We start from the raw sequence: 17,565 nt of genomic DNA, 5'->3' as shown, positions 1-17,565 counted from the left end.
AGCAGACTGGTCCCATGAGCATCGCTCTTCCGTCCACCACGACCCGGTCCGGCCGCGGCCGCTCGCTGCGGGACGGGCTGCGCCGGATCGCGGACGCGGCCATCACGCCGCTCGAGCTGAGCGACGTGCTCGACGTCTTCCACCCGCTGCGCCGCGGCGCCGACCTGCGCGCGCGGATCGTCGAGGTCCGCCCCGAGACCCACCAGTCGGCGACGATCGTGCTCCAGCCGGGTCGCGACTGGGCCGGCCACGTGCCGGGGCAGTACGTCCGCGTGGGCGTCGACGTCGACGGCGTACGCCTCTGGCGCACCTACTCCCTCACCCACGGCCCGCGCGCCGACCGCCGGATCAGCATCACCGTCAAGGCGATCCCCGACGGCGTCGTCTCCAACTACCTCGTCCGTCGCGCGAAGCCGGGCCAGATGCTCCAGCTCCACCAGGCCGAGGGCGAGTTCGTGCTCCCGCAGCCGATCCCCGACAAGCTGCTGCTCGTCACCGGCGGCTCCGGCATCACCCCCGTGATCGGCATGCTCCGCAACCTCTTCCACCGCGCCCAGCGGCCGGCGACCGACATCCTCCTGCTGCACTCCGCGATGTCGCGCAACGAGGTCATCTTCGGTGGCGAGCTGCGGCAGTACGACGAGGCCGGGTGGCTGCGCCTCGTCGAGGTGCACACCGACACCCACGGCCTGCTCGACGTCGCGGAGCTCGACCGGATCGTGCCCGACCTCGATGACCGCGTCGCCTATGCGTGCGGCCCCGCCGGCCTGCTCGACTCGCTCCAGGAGCACTACGACGAGCGGGGCGTCCCGCTCGCGACCGAGCGGTTCCGCCCGGTCACCGTCGTGGCCGCCGAGGGCGGCACGGTCGCCTTCGCCGGCGGCACCGAGGTCGAGGCCGACGGCTCCACCCCGATCCTCGACGCCGCCGAGAACGCCGGCGTCCTCATGCCCAGCGGCTGCCGGATGGGCATCTGCATGGGCTGCGTCGTCCCGCTGAAGGAGGGCGCCGTCCGCGACCTGCGCAACGGCGCGCTCACCGTCGCGGTGCCCGGCGAGACCGGCCCCGGGGGCGTACCGATCCAGACCTGCATCAACGCGGCCGCCGGGCCGTGCGTGATCGACCACTGACCCCGACAGGAGTCCCGATGACCGCCATCACGAAGAAGCCCGTCAACCCGACCGCCCACCTCACGCCCGAGGACATCGAGCAGATCGGCATCGAGCTCGACGCGATCCGGCAGGACGTGCTCGACTCCCGCGGCGAGCGTGACTCGGCGTACATCCGCCGCGTCGTCGACGTGCAGCGCCGCCTCGAGCTCGGCAGCCGCGCGGTGCTCCTGTTCTCGTCGCTGCCGCCGGCGTGGATCGTCGGCACGATCGGCCTCAGCGTGGCCAAGATCCTCGAGAACATGGAGATCGGCCACAACGTGATGCACGGCCAGTGGGACTGGATGCGTGACCCGAAGATCCACTCGACCACCTGGGAGTGGGACAACGCGTCGACGGCCGAGGGCTGGAAGCACTCGCACAACGAGATCCACCACACGTACACGAACATCGTCGGCAAGGACAACGACCTCGGCTACGGCATCATGCGCGTCGACGAGGACCAGCGGTGGCACCCGGCGTACCTCGCCCAGCCGCTGTGGAACTTCATCAACGCCTGCTTCTTCGAGTACGGCATCGCGGCGTACGACCTCGAGCTCGGCCGCAACCTGCGCCTCCCGAAGGAGAAGCGGTCGGCGGAGTTCAAGCGCAACCTCAAGGGCACGCTGAGGAAGATCCGCAAGCAGGCGACCAAGGACTACGTCGTGCACCCGGCGCTGTCGATCCCGACCGGCTCCTTCCTCCCGACGCTGGCCGCCAACTTCACCGCCAACCTCGTGCGCAACGTGTGGTCGCACTCCGTGATCATGTGCGGTCACTTCCCCGAGGGCGTCGAGACCTTCGAGAGGAAGGCGATCCCGGCCAACGAGACCCGCGGCGACTGGTACCTGCGCCAGATGCTCGGCTCCGCGAACATCTCCGGCTCGAAGGCCATGCACATCATGACCGGCAACCTCTCGCACCAGATCGAGCACCACCTGTTCCCGGACCTGCCGTCCAACCGGTACGCCGAGGTCGCCCCCCGCGTGCGAGCGCTCTTCGAGAAGTACGACCTCAACTACCACTCCGCCCCGCTCCCGCAGCAGGTCGCGTCGGCGTGGCACCGGGTCGTCCGGCTGTCGCTGCCCAACGGCTGGATGTCGACGACCAACCTGAAGAACGCCCCGCAGCAGGTCGCGCTGCTCTACAAGATGTCGACCGGTGGCCCGAGGGTGCGTCGCGCCGCCCAGGCCCGGCTGGAGCAGCAGGCGCGCCGCATCGCGAAGGCCGCCTGACAGCTCAGAATCCGGGATAGTCCGTCACCAAGTGGTCGCCGAAAGGCCCTCGGGAGCGACCAGTTCGTGACGGACTATCCGAGCCTGCGACGTCCGAACGGGGATGATGGGCCCATGCGATTCACCGAGCACGAGCTGACCGCGGCGCTGACAGGGGCGGCCAAGAGCGTGCTCGCCGCGCAGGACAAGGACGTGCGCAAGGGACGCCGTACGGCCGACGACGCGTGGGAGGCGCTGGGGAGGTTCCAGCGCTTCCAGCTGCTCGACGGGCTCGGCGATCAGCTCCTGCCGGTGCTCGTGGCGCTCCCCGACGTCGAGGTCGCGGCGGGCACGCGGCCGACGTTCACCGACGAGCAGGTCACCGCCGCGGTCGAGGAGCGTCTCGGCGAGGAGGGCGGCAAGATCCGGAGGGCCGTCGTGCTCAAGGCACGGGTCGCGCTCGTGCAGCTCGCGCTCTCGCACCTCCCGCCGCGCCAGGACCCCGACGCGCTGATCGTGCCCGACCACCTCTGAGGAGCCGCGCTACCGCCCGACCTTCGTGAGGGTGTCGCGCTCCGCCTGGTGCTTCGGGGCGGGCGGGGCCTCGCCCTCCACGGAGACGTGCGGGAGCACGCGGTCCAGCCACCGCGGCAGCCACCACGCCGCCCGGCCGCAGAGCACCAGGACCGCCGGCGCCAGCGTGACGACGAGGAGGCCCGCCAGGAGCACCGCGACCGACAACCCCACTCCGAACTGCTTGATCGTCGGGTCGGTGTCGAGGATGAAGCTGGCGAAGACGGACGCCATGATCAGCGCGGCCGCGGTCGTGATCCGTGCGCTCGAACCGAGCGCAGACCGCACGGCGCCGCGGGCCTCCTCACCGGCGTGCACGTGCTGTTGCACGTGGCTGACCAGGAAGACCTCGTAGTCCATCGAGAGGCCGAACAGCCCCGCGAACATCATCAGGGGCACGTAGCTCGCGATCGGCACGGAGTCGGAGGCGGTGTCGATGCCGAGCAGCGAGATGCCCCAGCCCCACTGGAAGGCGGCGGTCAGCACGCCGAACGCGGCGGCCGCCGACAGCAGGTTGGTCACCGCCGCCTGGAGCGGGACCAGCAGCGAGCGGAACGCGACCATCAGGAGCAGGAAGCCGAGCAGCAGCACGGTGCCGATCACCAGCAGCAGGCGCGCCGTGATCAGCGAGGCGAGGTCGACGTACGACGCCGTGTAGCCGCCGACGTACGACGTGATCCCGCCGCCGGAGTTGGTCTGGGGCAGGACGTCGTCGCGCACGGTCCCGACCAGGTCGGCGGTGTCGTCGGACGCGGGCGACGTGCTCGGCACGGCGGAGAGCAGCACCACGTCGCCCTTGTCGTTGATCTGGGGCGGGGTCAGCGCCACCACCCCGGCGGTCGACGAGAGCCCCTGCTGGAGGTTCACGATGCGCGGGTCGGTGCCGCGGTCGTCGCCACCGGCCGCGGTCATCATGTCGGTGAGCTCCTTCTGGAGCTGCTCCGCCTGCTTCTGCTCCTCTTGCGCCTGCTTCTGCTCGGCCTTCAGCTCGTCGGCCTGCTGCTGCAGGGAGTCGCCCTCCTCCTGGAGCGTCGCGGCCTCGTCCTGGAGCTGGTCGGCCTGGCGCCGCAGCGACGCCGCCTGCTGCTGCAGCTGGTCGCCCTCTCGCTGGAGCTCGGCGGCCTGTCGCTCGAGGTCCGCCTTCTGCGCCTGGAGCTGGTCGGCCTGCCGCTGGAGGGCGGCGGCCTGCTGCTGGAGCCGCTGCGCCTCGGCCGCCAGCCGGCGGGCGCGGTCGGCGAGCCGGCGACCCTCCGCCTTCAGCGGCACGAGCTCGTCGCGTACGACGTCCTGGCGGTCGAGGTTTCGCGCGAGCCGCTCCTGCAGCCGGTCGACGCGGGCCGGGTCGCCCTGGGCGCGCTCGATGCGGCGTTCCAGCACGCGCTCCCGCGCGTCGAGCCGGGCGAGCCTCTTCACGAGCGGGCGTGCCTTGCCGGCGACCGCGCGGGCCCGGCGCTCGAGCGCGGTCCGCTCCGCCTGCAGGCGCTGCTTCTCCGCCTCGAGTCGCCGTTGCCGGGCCTGCAGCGCGGCGGCCTGCCGCTCCAGCGCCGCCTGCTCCGACTGGAGCTCGTCGGCCTGCCGCTCCAGCGACGCCTGCTCCGACTCCAGCGTCGCCTGCTCGTCCTCGAGCCCGGCCTGTTGGTCCTCCAGCGACTGCTGCTGCTCCTCCAGCGCGGCCTGCTGGCTCTCGAGCTCCTTCTGCTGCTGGGGGAGCTCGACCTGCGCCGTCTCCAGCTCCTGCTGCAGCGACTGCGCCTCGTCGTACTTCTTCGTGTACTCCGAGCTCGGCGCCGCCACCGGGTCGAGCTCGGAGGCCACCAGGAGCGGGCCGTTGTAGCCGACGCCGAAGCCGTCGGAGATCAGGTCGTAGGCTCTGCGCTCGGTCGTCTCCGGCGACGTCGCGCCGACGTCCTCCTGGCCCAGCTCGAGGGAGAACGCCGGGATGATGAGCGGCGCGAGCAGCGCCAGCGAGCCCACGGTGACGACGACCGGGTGCCGGCGCACGAACCCGGCCCACCGGGCCCAGAAGCCCGTGCCCGGCTCGCGCCGGCGCCGCAGGAAGGCAGGCAGCGACAGCCAGGCGATGCGGTGCCCGAGCAGCCCGAGGAACGCCGGCAGGAACGTGATCGCGACCAACACTGCTGTCACGACGGCGATCGCCGACGCCAGGCCGAGGGTGCTCACGAGGGGGATGCCCGCCACGGCGAGTGAGAGCAGCGCGACCACCACCGTGCAGCCGGCGAAGACGATCGCGCTTCCGGAGGTCGCCACCGCTCCGGCCACGGCGTCCACGACGGACCGGCCCTCCCGCAGGTGGTCCTGGTGCCGGCTGATCAGGAAGAGCGAGTAGTCGATCCCGACCCCGAGGCCGATCATCGTGGCGAGCGTCGGGCCGCTGGACGGGATCGCGAACACGTGGCCGAGCAGGCCCACCACACCGAGTGCCACCGCCAGGCCCGCCACCGCGGTGATGATCGGCAGCCCCATCGCGACCAGGCTGCCGAGCACGAAGCTGAGGATCACCATCGCGGCGAGGATCCCGACGATCTCGCTGGTCTCCGACTCGTCGGTCGAGAGCACCGTCCCGATCGTGCCGCCGGCCTCGACCGTGATGCCCGCGTCCTGCGTCTCCCGCGTGGCCGCGTCCATCACGTCCTGGGCGATCTCCTTCGTCACGTCGCCGGAGCCGATGTCGAGCAGCACCGGCGCGAACGCCGTCCGGCCGTCCTTCGAGAGCAGCCCGGCGGTCTGGCCGGAGCTGCTCACCGGGTTGGTCACGCTGTAGACGTGCGGCTCGGCCTTGATCGCGGCCACCGCGTCCTTCACGGCCGCCTTGTTGGCGGAGTCGGTGAGCTTGCCCTGCGAGACGTTGAAGACGATCGGGTTGACGCCGTTCTGCTGGGGCGGGAACCGCTCCTCGAGCAGGTCCGTCGCCTGCTGGCTCCCGGTCCCGGGCAGGGAGAGGTCGTTGTCGGTCCGGGCCCCCACGGTCACCACCGCCACGGCCACACCGGCGCCGAGCAGCAGCCAGGCCACGATGACGACGAGGCCGTGACGGGCGCAGAACGCGCCGAGTGCGTGCAGTAGTCGGGCCACGGGTCCCTCCCAAACCATTCACCCTGCCCGAGGGACACCCGCTTGACGTCACCGATGTGCGGTACGCCGCCGGCTCAGCCGAACGTGATGACCGCCCGACCGTCGACCTCGCCGCGCGCCTGCCGCTCCCACGCCTCGTGCACCCGCTCGACCGGGAACTCCTCGTAGGGCACCGCGAGTCGCCCGGCGGCCGCGTGCAGCTCGATCTCCTGCATCGCCTGCCGGCGCTCGTGGCCGGTCAGGTCGTTGTTCGTGTACCCGAGGACGGTCCGCGACCCGCTGCGCAGGTGGGCGGAGGAGAACGTCGCGGTCGGCGCCGCGCTGCTGCCGAGGTTGACCAGCCGGCCGCCGTGGGCGAGGCAGAGCAGCGCGGCCGAGGCGGGCACGCCGCACAGCGGGTCGAGCACGAGGTCGACGTCGCCGACGACGTCGCGCATCCGCTTCGCGAGCTCGTCGGTGGGCTCGTCGGGACGCAGCTGCACGAAGCCGTCGGCACCCAGCTCGGCGGCCGAGACGCCGGCGGAGTCCTCGATCGCGGCGCCGAAGACGGCTCCCGCGGCGTGCAGGCGCGCGGCCTGCAGCGCGACCCGGCCGACGACGCCGCTCGAGCCGAGCACGAGCACCCGCTCGCCCGGCCGCAGCCCGCCGCGGAGCAGCAGCGCCGTCCAGGCCGCGATCGCCGAGAGTCCCAGCGCCGCGAGGTGCGCGTCGTCGACGCTCCCCGTGACCGGCACGAGGTCGCCGTCGGGCACCACGGCCAGCTCGGCCATGCCGCCGTCCCCCGACGCCATCCCGGCCGGCGTCGGGAACCAGACACGGCTCCCCGCAGACAGGCGGTCGGACGACTCGATGACCCCGATGCCCTGCACGCCTGGCACGTACGGCGTCGCCGGCGCCCCGAAGTACGACGTACCGCTCGCGCACAGCAGGTCGAGCGGCGTGATCGGCGCGGCCGTCACCCGGACCAGCGCCTGCCCCGCGCCGGCGGTCGGCGTGTCGACCTCCACCGCGCGCGGCGGCTCGCCGCACGTGTGCAGGTGAGCGGCGCGCATCACGACTCCCCGGCCGGGTCGACGTAGACCGCGTTGCGGTCGACGGTCATGTAGACGTCGTTCGCGATCGGGCGGCGGATCTCCTCGGCGATGTGGCCGAGCAGCCCGGCGCACCGGGCGAGCAGCACGGTGCCGCGCAGCAGCTCCTGCGGGATGCCGAGGTCGGCGAGCGCCGCGCCGCTGACGCCGGCCCCGTTGAGGGGGAGGCGCTTGCCGAGGACCGCCTCGTGCGTGCGCCCGATCGCCTCGAACAGCGCGAGGTGCGGGCCGTAGAGCCCTTCCTCGTGGGCGATCTGGACCAGCCGCGGCGTCCGCGGGTCGCCGTCCTTGTGCACGGGGTGTCCGAGCCCCGGCACGAAGCGGCCGGCCTCCCGCTGGCGGCGTACGGCGGCCTCGGCGACCTCGTCCCACCCGGCCGCGTCGGTCGGCAGCCCGTCGAGGCCCGCGAGCACCTCGCCGAGGAACCGCCCGGTGTCCTCGGTGACGCCGAGGAATCGCGACCCGCCGCCGAGCAGCCCCGCGGCCAGCGCGCCCTGGATCGCGTCGGGCGCGCTGAGGTAGGTCAGCCGGGCCGCGATCGCGGTCGGGGTGAAGCCGTGGTCGGCCAGCCCGAGCAGCACCGCCTCGAAGAGCCGCGACTGCTGTGGCGTCGGCCGCTCGAGGGTGAGCAGCCAGTAGGCCAGCTCGCCGAAGGACACGTTGCCCATCAGGTCGCCGGCGAGGTCCCGGCCGAGCAGCGTGATGGTGGTGCCCTCCGACGTGCCGAGCGAGGTCGGGAACGACGGCGTGCTCATCGGGTCTCCTTCGGGAAGCCGAGCCAGGCCCGGATCTCGTCGCCGTCGCCGTCGAGCTCGGGCGGCGGCAGGTCGTGGCGGGTGGGGCTCTCGCTGAAGCGGATCGGGTTGCGCACGGTCGGCACGTCGCCGGCCATCGCCACCGGGGCGAGGCCGAGCGACTCGGCGAGCTCGACGCCGCCGCGCACGTCGTTGATCGGGCCGCAAGGGATGCCGGCATCGGTCAGCACCCCGAACCACTCCTGGGCCGACCTGGTCGCCAGCCGCTCGAGCAGCAGCGGCCGCAGCTCCTCGCGCCGCTCGTTGCGGCTGCCGACCGTCGCGAACCGCTCGTCGTCGGCGAGCTCCGGGGCTCCGAGGGCCTCGACCAGCCGGCGGAACTGACCGTCGTTGCCCGCCACCACGATCAGGTCGCCGTCGCCGGTCGCGAGCGGCTCGTAGGGGAAGAGGCTGAGGTGGGCGTTGCCCATCCGGTGCGGCACGACGTCGCCCGCGACGTACGCCGAGACCTGGTTGACCATCGTCGACAGCGCGGTCGAGAGCAGGTTGGTCTCGACGTGCTGGCCGCGGCCGGTCTCGTCGCGGTGCCGCAGCGCGGCGAGGATGCCGATGACGGAGTGCAACCCGGTCATCACGTCGAAGACCGAGATCCCCGCCCGGTACGCCGGACCATCCGGGTCGCCGGTCAGGCTCATCAGCCCGGACATCCCCTGCACGAGCAGGTCGTAGCCGGGCAGCGACCGCCCCCCGCCGGAGCCGAAGCCGCTGATCGAGCAGTAGACGCTGCGGGCGTTGCGGGCCGCGACGTCGTCGTACCCGAGCCCGAACCGGTCGAGCCCGCCCGGCTTGAAGTTGTGGATGAAGACGTCGGCCCGCGCGGACAGCTCGTGCGCGACCTCGCGGTCGCCGGGGTCCTCGAGGTCGAGCGCCACGGAGCGCTTGTTGCGGTTGATCGCGAGGAAGTAGGTGCCGACGTCGCCCCGGCGCGGCGGCACCCAGTGCCGGGTGTCGTCACCGGCCGGGCTCTCCACCTTGACCACGTCGGCGCCGAGGTCGGCGAGCAGCATCGTGGCGTAGGGACCGGCGAGCACGCGCGAGAAGTCGGCGACGAGCAGGCCGTCGAGGGGGCCGCGGGCGGCGTCGTCTCCGGGCACGTGGTTCCTTCCCTGAGCCGTTTGACGGACAGTTGTCCGCAAGCGTCGTCGTACCGCGTCCGGGGTGTCAACCACCCTTGACATGTGATCGGGGTTACTCCACGCTGCGAGGACAACGGACAGATGTCCGTTCATGGGGTCGGCAGCGGGGAGGCAGCCATGACCAGTCCGAGTCCCGAGTCCCTCGCCGGTGCGCCGGCCATCGTCCTCCGCGGCGGCACCGTGCTCACCATGGACGGCTCCCGCACCCTGCTGGAGGGTGGCGACGTGCTGGTCGTCGGCGATCGGATCGAGGCGGTGGGCCCGGCGCTCGACGTACCCGAGGGCACCGTCGAGATCGACGCGTCCGGCGGCATCGTGATGCCCGGCATGGTCGACACGCACCGCCACATGTGGCAGACCGCCGTGCGGGGGTACGGCGCGGACTGGACGCTCACCCAGTACTTCGTGTGGAACTACCTCGAGCACGGCAAGAAGTTCCGGCCCCAGGACATCTACGCAGGCAACCTGCTCAGCGGCCTCGAGGCGCTCGATGCGGGGGTGACCACCAGCGTCGACTGGTCCCACAACCTGCACACGGTCGACCACGCGGACGCCGCCGTCGACGCGCTCGAGGAGGTGCCGGGCCGCTTCGTGCTGGCCTACGGCAACATCCAGGCCGGGCCGTGGGAGTGGTCGGCGACGCCGGAGTTCCGCGACTTCGTCGAGCGCCGGATGCCGCGCAGCGACCTGCTCGGCTTCCAGATGGCGTTCGACGTGACCGGCGACCCGGCGTTCCCCGAGAAGGCCGCGTTCGAGGTGGCCCGCGACCTCGGCGCACCCGTCACGACCCACGCCGGCGTGTGGGGCGCGACCAACGACAACGGGATCCGGCTCATGCACGAGCACGGGTTCATGGCTCCGGAGACCATCTATGTCCACGCCGCCACGCTGAGCGAGGACTCCTACCAGCGCATCGCCGCGAGCGGCGGCAGCGCGTCGGTGGCCGCCGAGAGCGAGTCGAGCTGCGGCCAGGGCTATCCGTCGAGCTGGGCGCTGCGCCACTACGGCATCCCGATCTCGCTGTCGATGGACACCAGCGTCTGGATGAGCGCCGACATCTTCTCGGCGATGCGCGCCACGCTGAACGCCGACCGGACCCGCGAGCACCACGAGGCGCACGCCGGCAACGAGACCGTCACCCACCTCGGCGTCCGCGCCGCCGACGTCGTCGAGTGGGCGACCCGGGGCGGGGCGAGGGCGCTCGGGCTGGACGACCGGATCGGGAGCCTCGAGCCGGGCAAGAAGGCCGACGTGGTGCTGATCAAGAACGACGCGTCGCCGGTGATGTTCCCGATCCTCAACCCCTACGGCCACGTGGTGATGCAGGCCCAGCGCGGCGACGTCCACACCGTGCTGGTCGACGGCAAGGTCGTCAAGCACGAGCACCGGCTCGTCGGCGCCGACCTCGCCAAGGCGCGGCGCGTCGTGGGGGAGACCGTCGACCACCTGCGCGCCGAGCTCGGCGACGCCGACTGGACGAGCGGCATGAGCCCGGACATCCCGGAGTCGAAGGTGATGGACAACCCCTACACCTACACCGAGTACGCCGACTCCTCGACGCACGGCGGCTGACTTGGGCGTGCCTGGAGGATCAGCCGCCGACCTGGGGACGCGCCTGCCAGAGCGCCCAGTCCGCGGCGACCTGGCTGGCCGTGTGCAGGAGCAGCGGGAGGTAGTCCCCGGTGAGGGTCTCGACGCTGGTCTCGGCGGCGTGCACGGTCACGTTCATCGCGGCGCGCACGACGCCCTCGCCGTCGCGCACCGGCACGGCGACGGAGCGGATGCCCCGCGCGAGCTCCTCGTCGGCGAGCGCCCACCCGCGGGCCCGCACGGTGCGCAGCTCGTCCTCGAGCGCGGCGGCGTCGTACTCCACGGCCGGCAGGCCGGACCGGGTCGGCTCGGCCAGCGCGCGGGCGCGGTCGTCGGCGTCCAGCGCGGCGAGCAGGACCTTGCCCTGCGAGGTCGGGACCGCCGGGAAGCGGGTGCCGATGTCGACCCGGAGCGCGATGATCTTCGGCACGGCCACGCGCGCGACGTACACGATGTCGGAGCCGTCGAGCTGCGACATCGACGAGGACTCGCCGGTCTTCGCGACCAGGCCCTCGAGGTGCGGGCGCGCCATCTCCCAGAGGCCGAGCGAGCTGGCGTACGCCGTGCCGAGGCGCAGCACCTGCGGGGTCAGGGCGTAGCCGCCCCCGCCGGCGCGCACGTAGCCGAGCTCCTCGAGGGTGAGCAGCAGCCGGCGCGCGGTCGGGCGTGCGAGGTCGGTGGCCGCGGCGATCTCGGCCAGGCTCCGCTCGCGGTGGCTGGCGTCGAAGCACGTCAGCACGTCGAGCCCGCGCGCGAGCGCCTCGACGAAGTCCGGTCCGGTGCCGCGGCCTGCCATGGGCCGATGGTCGCACAGCGGACGCTCAGTCGACACCCGGCAGGCCGACACCACCGCGATGCGGACACGTGTACGACCGAGGAGAGGAGTGCCTGATGGCACAGCTGGTGGCGATCCTGGCCACGACCCACCACCCGTTCTTCCTCAAGACCAGCCAGCTCCCGCCCGACGAGGCGCCGCCGTTCGCCGCCGACTGGGTGCGCAAGGTCGAGGCCTACCGGGAGACGCTCACGGTCGCGCGGCCCGACCTGCTGGTGATGGTCGGCTCCGACCACTTCCACCAGCTCTGGCTCGACAACATGCCGCAGTTCCTCATCGGCAAGGCGCCGTACTACGACGGCAACTGGGACAACGAGATGCGGGAGTTCGGGCTCCCCAAGCTGTTCTTCCGCGGCAACGAGGAGCTGTCGGCCTACATGCTGCGCGAGGGCATCGACCGGGGCTTCGACCTCGCGTTCTCCAACGAGCTGCGCGTGGACCACTCGATCACCTGCCCGATCTTCACGGTCCGCCCGCAGAACGACCTGCCGATCGTGCCGGTCTACACGAACATCTTCGCGCCGCCGCTCCCGCGCCCCGAGCGGTTCGTGCAGCTCGGCCGGACGATCCGGGAGATCATCGACGCCTGGCCGAGCGAGCTGCGGGTCGCCGTGATCGGCACCGGCCACCTCTCGCTCGAGCTGGGCGGCCCGCGCCAGTTCGGGCCGCACGGGCCGGACCCCGAGTTCGACGCGCAGGCCGTGCAGTGGATCGCCACCGGCGACATCGACGGCTGCCTGGCCAACGTCACGCTCGACAGCCTGCACGCGCCGGGCAACGCGACCCACGGCTTCATGGACTTCATGCTGATGATGGGGATCGCCGGTTACAACAAGGCCGACTACGCCGACAACCTCGACCTCTTCCACACGATGGAGGCCTACTTCACCTGGTACCCCGATCCCGACCTCGTGCCGGGCCTGCCGCTCGCCGCGAAGGGGGCCCTCCTGTGAGCCGCTACCTCGTCGACAAGTTCCTCTACACGGTCGACCGCGACCACGACCTGACCGAGCGCTACCGCGACGACCCGGCCGGGACCGTCGCCTGGTGGGAGGCGGAGCGCGCCAACCACATCCTCAACTGCGCGGCCACGGAGCAGAGCACCTGGCTGGCGTTCAGCGACGAGGAACGACGCGCGCTCGTCGACCAGGACCACGTCGCGCTCTTCCAGATGGGCGCGCACCCGTTCCTCACCCTGACCCTCTGGATCGCGATGTTCGAGCGAGACTTCGACGAGCCGCTGGCCATGCAGCTCGACTACGCCGCGAAGCTGAAGCACCTCGGACTGCCCTACCCGGACATCTCGACCTAGCCTCGGAGGATGGGTCGCCCGCTCGCCCTGGCTCGATCGGCGCCCGCCGCGATGCTGGTCCTGGTCGGCGCGGCGGCGGCTTGGGGTGCGGCCCGGGGCGATCTGACCGACCTCTTCGTCTACCAGCACGCGGGCCGGTCCGTGCTCGACGGCCTCCCGGTCTACGGCGTCCGCGACCCGGTGATGGACCTGCCCTTCACCTACCCGCCGTTCGCGGCGGTGCTGATGGTGCCGCTGGGCGCGCTGCCGACCTGGGCTGCGGGCGCGCTGGTGACGGGGGCGTCGGCCGCGGCGCTCGCCGGCGTCGTGCACTCGCTACGCCGGGCGCAGGGGCGGCCCCTCGGCCCGTGGCCGGTCGTGGTGCTCTGCCTCGGCGCGCTGGCGATGGAGCCGGTATGGCAGAACCTCGTCTTCGGCCAGCTCAACATCCTGCTGATGCTGGCGGTGCTCGTCGACGTGCTCCGGCCCGAGCGACGCTTCTCCGGCGTGCTGGTCGGGATCGCAGCGGGGGTGAAGCTGACGCCGCTCGTCTTCGTCGTGCTGCTGCTCCTGCTCGGCCGGCGGGCCGCCGCGGGGCGGGCGGCGCTGGCCTTCGCCGGCACCGTCGCCGTCGGGTTCCTGGTGATGCCCGGCCAGGCCTCGGCGTACTGGACGGACCGGCTCGTCGACCCGGAGCGGATCGGTCCGCCGGCCCTGGCCCACAACCAGTCGATCGACGGCGCCCTGACCAGGCTCCTCGACGGTCCGCCGCCGACGCTCCTCTGGGTGGCGGTCGCCGGGCCGGTCGCGCTCGCGGTGCTGTGGACCGCCGCGCGGTGGTGGCGGGACGACCGGGTGCTCGGCGCCTGCCTGGCCGGGCTGGCGATGCTGCTCGCCTCGCCGGTGGCCTGGTCGCACCACTGGGTGTGGGCGGTGCCGCTGACGCTGGTGCTCTGGGAGCGCAGCCGGTGGGCCGGCGTGGCCTGGGCGGCCGTGTTCGTGGCGCGTCCGATGCTCTGGTTGCCGTGGGGCGAAGGCCGGGAGTACGAGTGGCGCTGGGTCGACCACGTCGTCGGCAACGCCTACGTGATCGCCGCGCTGGCCGTCTGCGCCTGGGCCGCCTCAGGGCACGGCTCCTTCTCCGGAAGCGCCTGCTGCGCGGGCTTTCGCATCCGATCTGGCGGCGTTGTCGGCGACTCGTCGGGACTCCGTCCCGCCTTCGCGCCTCCGCCTTGCCAGATGCGGCGCGAAACCCCGCTGGCGACGGCGCCGGAGAAGGAGACGCACCCTACTCGTCGCCGGTGAGGTTGAAGGCCCGCAGCCGGCGCCCGCCCAGCCAGGTGCCGCCGACCACGACGACGGCCGACGCGACCACGGCGTACGCCAGCGAGAGGTCGTCGACGAGCGACAGGTCCGCGACCCGGTCGACGATCTCGCCCGACCAGCGGGTGACGCTGAGCCAGCGCACCCCGTCGAGCAGGCCGCCGAGCAGCCCCTCCCAGATCAGCAGGTAGACCAGGCCGGCCACCACGGCGTGCCGGGTGAGGATGGAGAGCAGCGCGAAGAGGGCGCAGTACGCCGCGCCTCCGACCAGCGCCCCGATCGCGAACCCGATCGCCGTCGACGGCACGTCCGTGCGGACGATGAGCCCGGCAACGAGCATCGGCACGGCGCCGAACGCCACGACGCACACGATCGCCACGACGAGCTTGCTGACGATGATCGTGTGCCGCGAGATCGGCTTGGCCAGCAGGTAGGAGATCGAGCCGTCGTCGATCTCGGGCGCGAGGAGGCCGGACGTCGCGAGCAGCGCGACCAGCGGGACGATCACGACCATCCCGAGCCGGTAGAGGGTGTGCTCGCTCGCGGTCTCGTCCTGGCCGACGAGCGCGCGCACCAGGATCGCCAGGCCGAGCAGCACCAGCGGCAGCACGAACAGCAGCACGCCGCGCCACTGCCCGAAGATGCTCCGCACGCCCAGCCGCACGATGGTCCGCGAGATCACGACGACACCAGGTAGGAGAAGACGCTCTCGAGCGACTCGTCGGTCGGGGTGACCTCGCTGAGGCGGACGCCGTGCTCGCGTGCCAGCCGGGGGAGCACCTCGCTGAACCGCCCGAAGTCCGATGCCTCGAGCTCGATCCCACCGTCCGAGCGCAACCGGGCGCCGCGCACCGACGGGTCCGCCAGCAGGGCTGACGCCAGCAGCCGGTCGTCCGACGTGCGCAGCACGAAGCGGTTGGGGCGGTCGGTCATCAGCCGCCGGATCGCGCCGAAGTCACCGGACGCCGCGTGCCGTCCGGCGACGACGACCTCGATCTGGCGGGCGACCTGCTCGACCTCCTCGAGGATGTGGGAGCTGAAGAGCACCGTCCGACCCTCGGCGCCCATCGTGCGCAGCAGCTCCATCAGGTGGATCCGCTGCCGCGGGTCCATCCCGTTGAACGGCTCGTCCAGCAGCAGCACGGCGGGGTCGTGCACGAGCGCGGACGCCATCTTGATCCGCTGCCGCATGCCCTTCGAGTACGTCGAGATGCGGCGGTCCTGCGCGTCGGTCATCTCGATCAGGGCGATCGCGCGCTGCGCCGCGGCACCGGGGTCGGCGAGCCCGTGCAGCTCGGCGTTCGCGACGACGAACTCGCGTCCGGACAGGTAGTCGAAGAGCGCCTCGCGCTCGGGGACCAGGCCGATCCGGCGGTAGACCTGCTCGTTGCGCCACAGCGGCTCGTCGTCGAGGGTGACGGTGCCTGCCGAGGGAGCGAGGAAGCCCGACATCAGCGCGATCAGCGTGGACTTGCCGGCGCCGTTGGGGCCGAGCAGGCCGGTGACGCCGGGGCCGATCGTCATCGTGACGTCGTTGACGGCGACGACGTTGCGGAACCACCGCGAGACGTGGTCGATGCGGATCTCCGTCATGACCTGATCCTCCGGTAGCGGGCGAGCAGGATGCCGAGGGATCCCAGCACCACGACCACGGTCGCGACGCAGTAGAGGACGCCCATCGCGGTGCTGTCCGGTGGCGTGGTGGTCGCCTCGGGGGAGTCGAAGAGGAAGACCTGCACGCCGTTGACCAGCGTGTACGGCGAGAAGATGCCGGCCACCTCGCCCACGGCGAGGTTGTCGGAGTCGAAGGCGATGCCCTGGATCGTCGCGACCACGGTGTAGCTGACGAGCAGCACGACGATGACCGCCGCCACGGCCAGCCCGCGCCGGATGGTCAGCGCTGCGACCACCGCCGCGGGGCCGGCGAGGCAGGCCGCGAGCAGCAGCGCCCCGACCCCGGCGGCGAGGAAGCGCCCGGTCTCCCGCGCGAGCGGCAGGTCGGCCAGCAGCCCGCCGACGTACATCAGCAGCAGCGGAGCGACGACGAGGATGAACGTCGCGACGGTCAGTGACGCGACCCGGACCAGCACGTAGACCGACCGGCGCATGGGTCGCGCGAGGTAGAGCGTGATCGTGCTGAACCGCAGGTCCCGCGAGATCAGTGCCGGCGCCTGCGAGGCGACGAAGACCGAGACCAGCAGCTGCGTCGTGATCGGGTAGGTGGAGTAGGCGACGATCTGCTCGTCGAGGTCGAGGAGGTCCTTGGCCTGCACCAGCACGCCGACGAGGATCAGCGCGGGCAGCAGCATCAGCCCGAGCAGCCCCATCGGCAGCACCTTCGAGCGGGCCGAGCGGCCCAGGCCGTAGGTGTTGCGCAGCCCGGTGAGGAAGAAGGACCAGGCCACCGGGCCCTCGCCGAGGCGGGGTCCGGCGTACGGCCGGTAGCCGAGGTCGTGGATGACCCCGGCGGGACGGACCGACGGCTCAGGTGGGCTGGACACTGCCGGCACCTCCCTCGCGGAAGACGTCCTCGATGCGGTGGTGGCGCTCCTGCAGGCGCACCAGCCCGAGGCCGAGGTCCACGGTCAGGTCGCGGACGACGTCGGCGGTGCGCTCGTCGCGGATCTCGACCTCGATGAGGGTCCCGTCGACCGGGCGCGCCGCCAGCCCGGCGTCCACGAGCGCCTGGCCGAGCACCCGATCGGCGTCGTGGCGCCCCTGCACCTCCACGAGCAGGCTGCCGGTCGCGTGCAGGAACTCCGTGGTCGCCGACGACTGCAGGAGCCTGCCGCCGTCGAGGACGACGACGTGGTCGCTGATCCGCTCGAGCTCGCCCAGCAGGTGCGACGTGACGAGTACGGCGATCCCGAACTCGGCCCCGATCCGGCGCACCAGCGCCAGCATGTCGTCCCGCGACGACGGGTCGAGGCCGTTGGTCGGCTCGTCGAGCAGCACCAGCCGCGGGTCGTGCACCAGCGCCTGCGCCAGCTTCGCGCGCTGCTTCATGCCGGTCGAGTAGCCGCCGATCGGGCGGTAGCGCTCCTCCGCCAGGCCGACGTGGCGCAGCACGTCGGCCGCGCGCTCCCGCGCCGCGGCGTACGGCAGGCCCGACATCTGGCCGAGGTGCACGACGAGGTCGCTCGCGGACACGTCGGCCGGCAGGCAGTCGTGCTCGGGCATGTAGCCGACGAGGGCGCGGATCCGGCCGCCCGCGGTGGCCACGTCGTGGCCCAGCACGGTCGCCGTACCGCTGGTCGCCGGGACCAGGCCGAGCAGGATCTTGATCAGCGTCGACTTGCCCGCGCCGTTCGCACCGACCAGGCCGGTGACACCCTCGCCCACCGTGACGTCCAGGCGGTCGAGCGCGGTGACGCCCGGGTACTCCTTGGTCAGCCCCGCGGTCTCGATCACGCCCACGTCAGCAACCTAGCGGGTCGTCGAGCCGGGTCCGCGTCG

The 17,565-nt window shown here is 72.3% G+C and carries 16 protein-coding genes; 7 read left to right on the top strand and 9 right to left on the bottom strand.

Going from position 1 to position 17,565, the window contains the following annotated elements; translation table 11 throughout:
• Positions 1-14: 14 nt before the first annotated feature.
• From ACFQQI_RS13725 to ACFQQI_RS13715, 3 genes are all read left to right on the top strand, one after another.
• Positions 15-1,130 (top strand): ferredoxin reductase, encoded by a 1,116-nt coding sequence (locus ACFQQI_RS13725; protein ID WP_378564069.1) that lies wholly within the window; start codon positions 15-17, stop codon positions 1,128-1,130.
• Positions 1,131-1,147: 17 nt separating this feature from the next.
• Positions 1,148-2,383, top strand: a complete 1,236-nt coding sequence (locus ACFQQI_RS13720; protein ID WP_378564066.1) for a fatty acid desaturase family protein — start codon at positions 1,148-1,150, stop codon at positions 2,381-2,383.
• Positions 2,384-2,497: 114 nt separating this feature from the next.
• The gene (locus tag ACFQQI_RS13715; protein WP_378564063.1) at positions 2,498-2,896 is read left to right on the top strand and encodes a hypothetical protein; all 399 of its coding nucleotides are present in this window, start codon (positions 2,498-2,500) and stop codon (positions 2,894-2,896) included.
• Between the two features lie 9 nt (positions 2,897-2,905).
• On the opposite strand, the gene ACFQQI_RS13710 is transcribed toward ACFQQI_RS13715, so the two are convergent.
• The 4 genes from ACFQQI_RS13710 to ACFQQI_RS13695 form a co-directional block, all read right to left on the bottom strand.
• Positions 2,906-6,028, bottom strand: coding sequence for an MMPL family transporter (locus ACFQQI_RS13710; RefSeq protein ID WP_378564060.1), 3,123 nt, complete (start codon positions 6,026-6,028; stop codon positions 2,906-2,908).
• Positions 6,029-6,102: 74 nt separating this feature from the next.
• On the bottom strand, positions 6,103-7,080 hold the full coding sequence (locus ACFQQI_RS13705; protein ID WP_378564057.1) for a zinc-binding alcohol dehydrogenase family protein: 978 nt from the start codon (positions 7,078-7,080) through the stop codon (positions 6,103-6,105).
• A complete protein-coding gene (locus ACFQQI_RS13700; RefSeq protein WP_378564055.1) occupies positions 7,080-7,874 on the bottom strand; it encodes a citryl-CoA lyase in 795 nt (264 codons plus the stop codon). Before ACFQQI_RS13700 ends, ACFQQI_RS13705 begins: the two co-directional genes overlap by 1 nt.
• Positions 7,871-9,028: a CaiB/BaiF CoA transferase family protein gene (locus ACFQQI_RS13695; RefSeq protein WP_378564052.1), complete on the bottom strand. Its 1,158-nt coding sequence runs from the start codon at positions 9,026-9,028 to the stop codon at positions 7,871-7,873. The genes ACFQQI_RS13700 and ACFQQI_RS13695 overlap by 4 nt, the downstream gene beginning before the upstream one ends.
• Before the next feature lie 159 nt (positions 9,029-9,187).
• On the opposite strand from ACFQQI_RS13695, the gene ACFQQI_RS13690 reads away from it, so the two are divergent.
• Positions 9,188-10,642, top strand: a complete 1,455-nt coding sequence (locus ACFQQI_RS13690; RefSeq protein WP_378564049.1) for an amidohydrolase family protein — start codon at positions 9,188-9,190, stop codon at positions 10,640-10,642.
• A gap of 19 nt (positions 10,643-10,661) precedes the next feature.
• On the opposite strand, the gene ACFQQI_RS13685 is transcribed toward ACFQQI_RS13690, so the two are convergent.
• Positions 10,662-11,456, bottom strand: a complete 795-nt coding sequence (locus ACFQQI_RS13685) for an IclR family transcriptional regulator C-terminal domain-containing protein (protein WP_378564046.1) — start codon at positions 11,454-11,456, stop codon at positions 10,662-10,664.
• Positions 11,457-11,551: 95 nt separating this feature from the next.
• On the opposite strand from ACFQQI_RS13685, the gene ACFQQI_RS13680 reads away from it, so the two are divergent.
• Genes ACFQQI_RS13680 through ACFQQI_RS13670 form a run of 3 tightly spaced genes read left to right on the top strand, consistent with a single transcriptional unit; the run spans position 11,552 to position 14,091 of the window.
• On the top strand, positions 11,552-12,448 hold the full coding sequence (locus ACFQQI_RS13680; RefSeq protein ID WP_378564043.1) for a hypothetical protein: 897 nt from the start codon (positions 11,552-11,554) through the stop codon (positions 12,446-12,448).
• Entirely contained in the window at positions 12,445-12,807 is a 363-nt protein-coding gene (locus ACFQQI_RS13675) for a hypothetical protein (protein WP_378564040.1), read from the top strand. The genes ACFQQI_RS13680 and ACFQQI_RS13675 overlap by 4 nt, the downstream gene beginning before the upstream one ends.
• 9 nt (positions 12,808-12,816) lie before the next feature.
• A complete protein-coding gene (locus ACFQQI_RS13670; RefSeq protein WP_378564037.1) occupies positions 12,817-14,091 on the top strand; it encodes a glycosyltransferase 87 family protein in 1,275 nt (424 codons plus the stop codon).
• On the opposite strand, the gene ACFQQI_RS13665 is transcribed toward ACFQQI_RS13670, so the two are convergent.
• Genes ACFQQI_RS13665 through ACFQQI_RS13650 form a run of 4 tightly spaced genes read right to left on the bottom strand, consistent with a single transcriptional unit; the run spans position 14,075 to position 17,526 of the window.
• Positions 14,075-14,791 carry an ABC transporter permease gene (locus ACFQQI_RS13665; protein ID WP_378564034.1) on the bottom strand — a complete coding sequence of 239 codons (717 nt, stop codon included), beginning with the start codon at positions 14,789-14,791 and terminating at the stop codon, positions 14,075-14,077. The genes ACFQQI_RS13670 and ACFQQI_RS13665 overlap by 17 nt on opposite strands.
• Positions 14,788-15,702 carry an ABC transporter ATP-binding protein gene (locus tag ACFQQI_RS13660; protein WP_378564031.1) on the bottom strand — a complete coding sequence of 305 codons (915 nt, stop codon included), beginning with the start codon at positions 15,700-15,702 and terminating at the stop codon, positions 14,788-14,790. The genes ACFQQI_RS13665 and ACFQQI_RS13660 overlap by 4 nt, the downstream gene beginning before the upstream one ends.
• Complete coding sequence (locus tag ACFQQI_RS13655) at positions 15,699-16,610, bottom strand: ABC transporter permease (protein ID WP_378564028.1); 912 nt, start codon at positions 16,608-16,610, stop codon at positions 15,699-15,701. Before ACFQQI_RS13655 ends, ACFQQI_RS13660 begins: the two co-directional genes overlap by 4 nt.
• A complete protein-coding gene (locus ACFQQI_RS13650; protein WP_378564025.1) occupies positions 16,594-17,526 on the bottom strand; it encodes an ABC transporter ATP-binding protein in 933 nt (310 codons plus the stop codon). The genes ACFQQI_RS13655 and ACFQQI_RS13650 overlap by 17 nt, the downstream gene beginning before the upstream one ends.
• Positions 17,527-17,565: the final 39 nt, after the last annotated feature.

Source organism: Nocardioides sp. GCM10030259, from assembly GCF_042666375.1.
Taxonomy (GTDB): Bacteria; Actinomycetota; Actinomycetes; order Propionibacteriales; family Nocardioidaceae; genus Nocardioides.
This window is presented reverse-complemented; position numbering and strand designations above follow the sequence as displayed.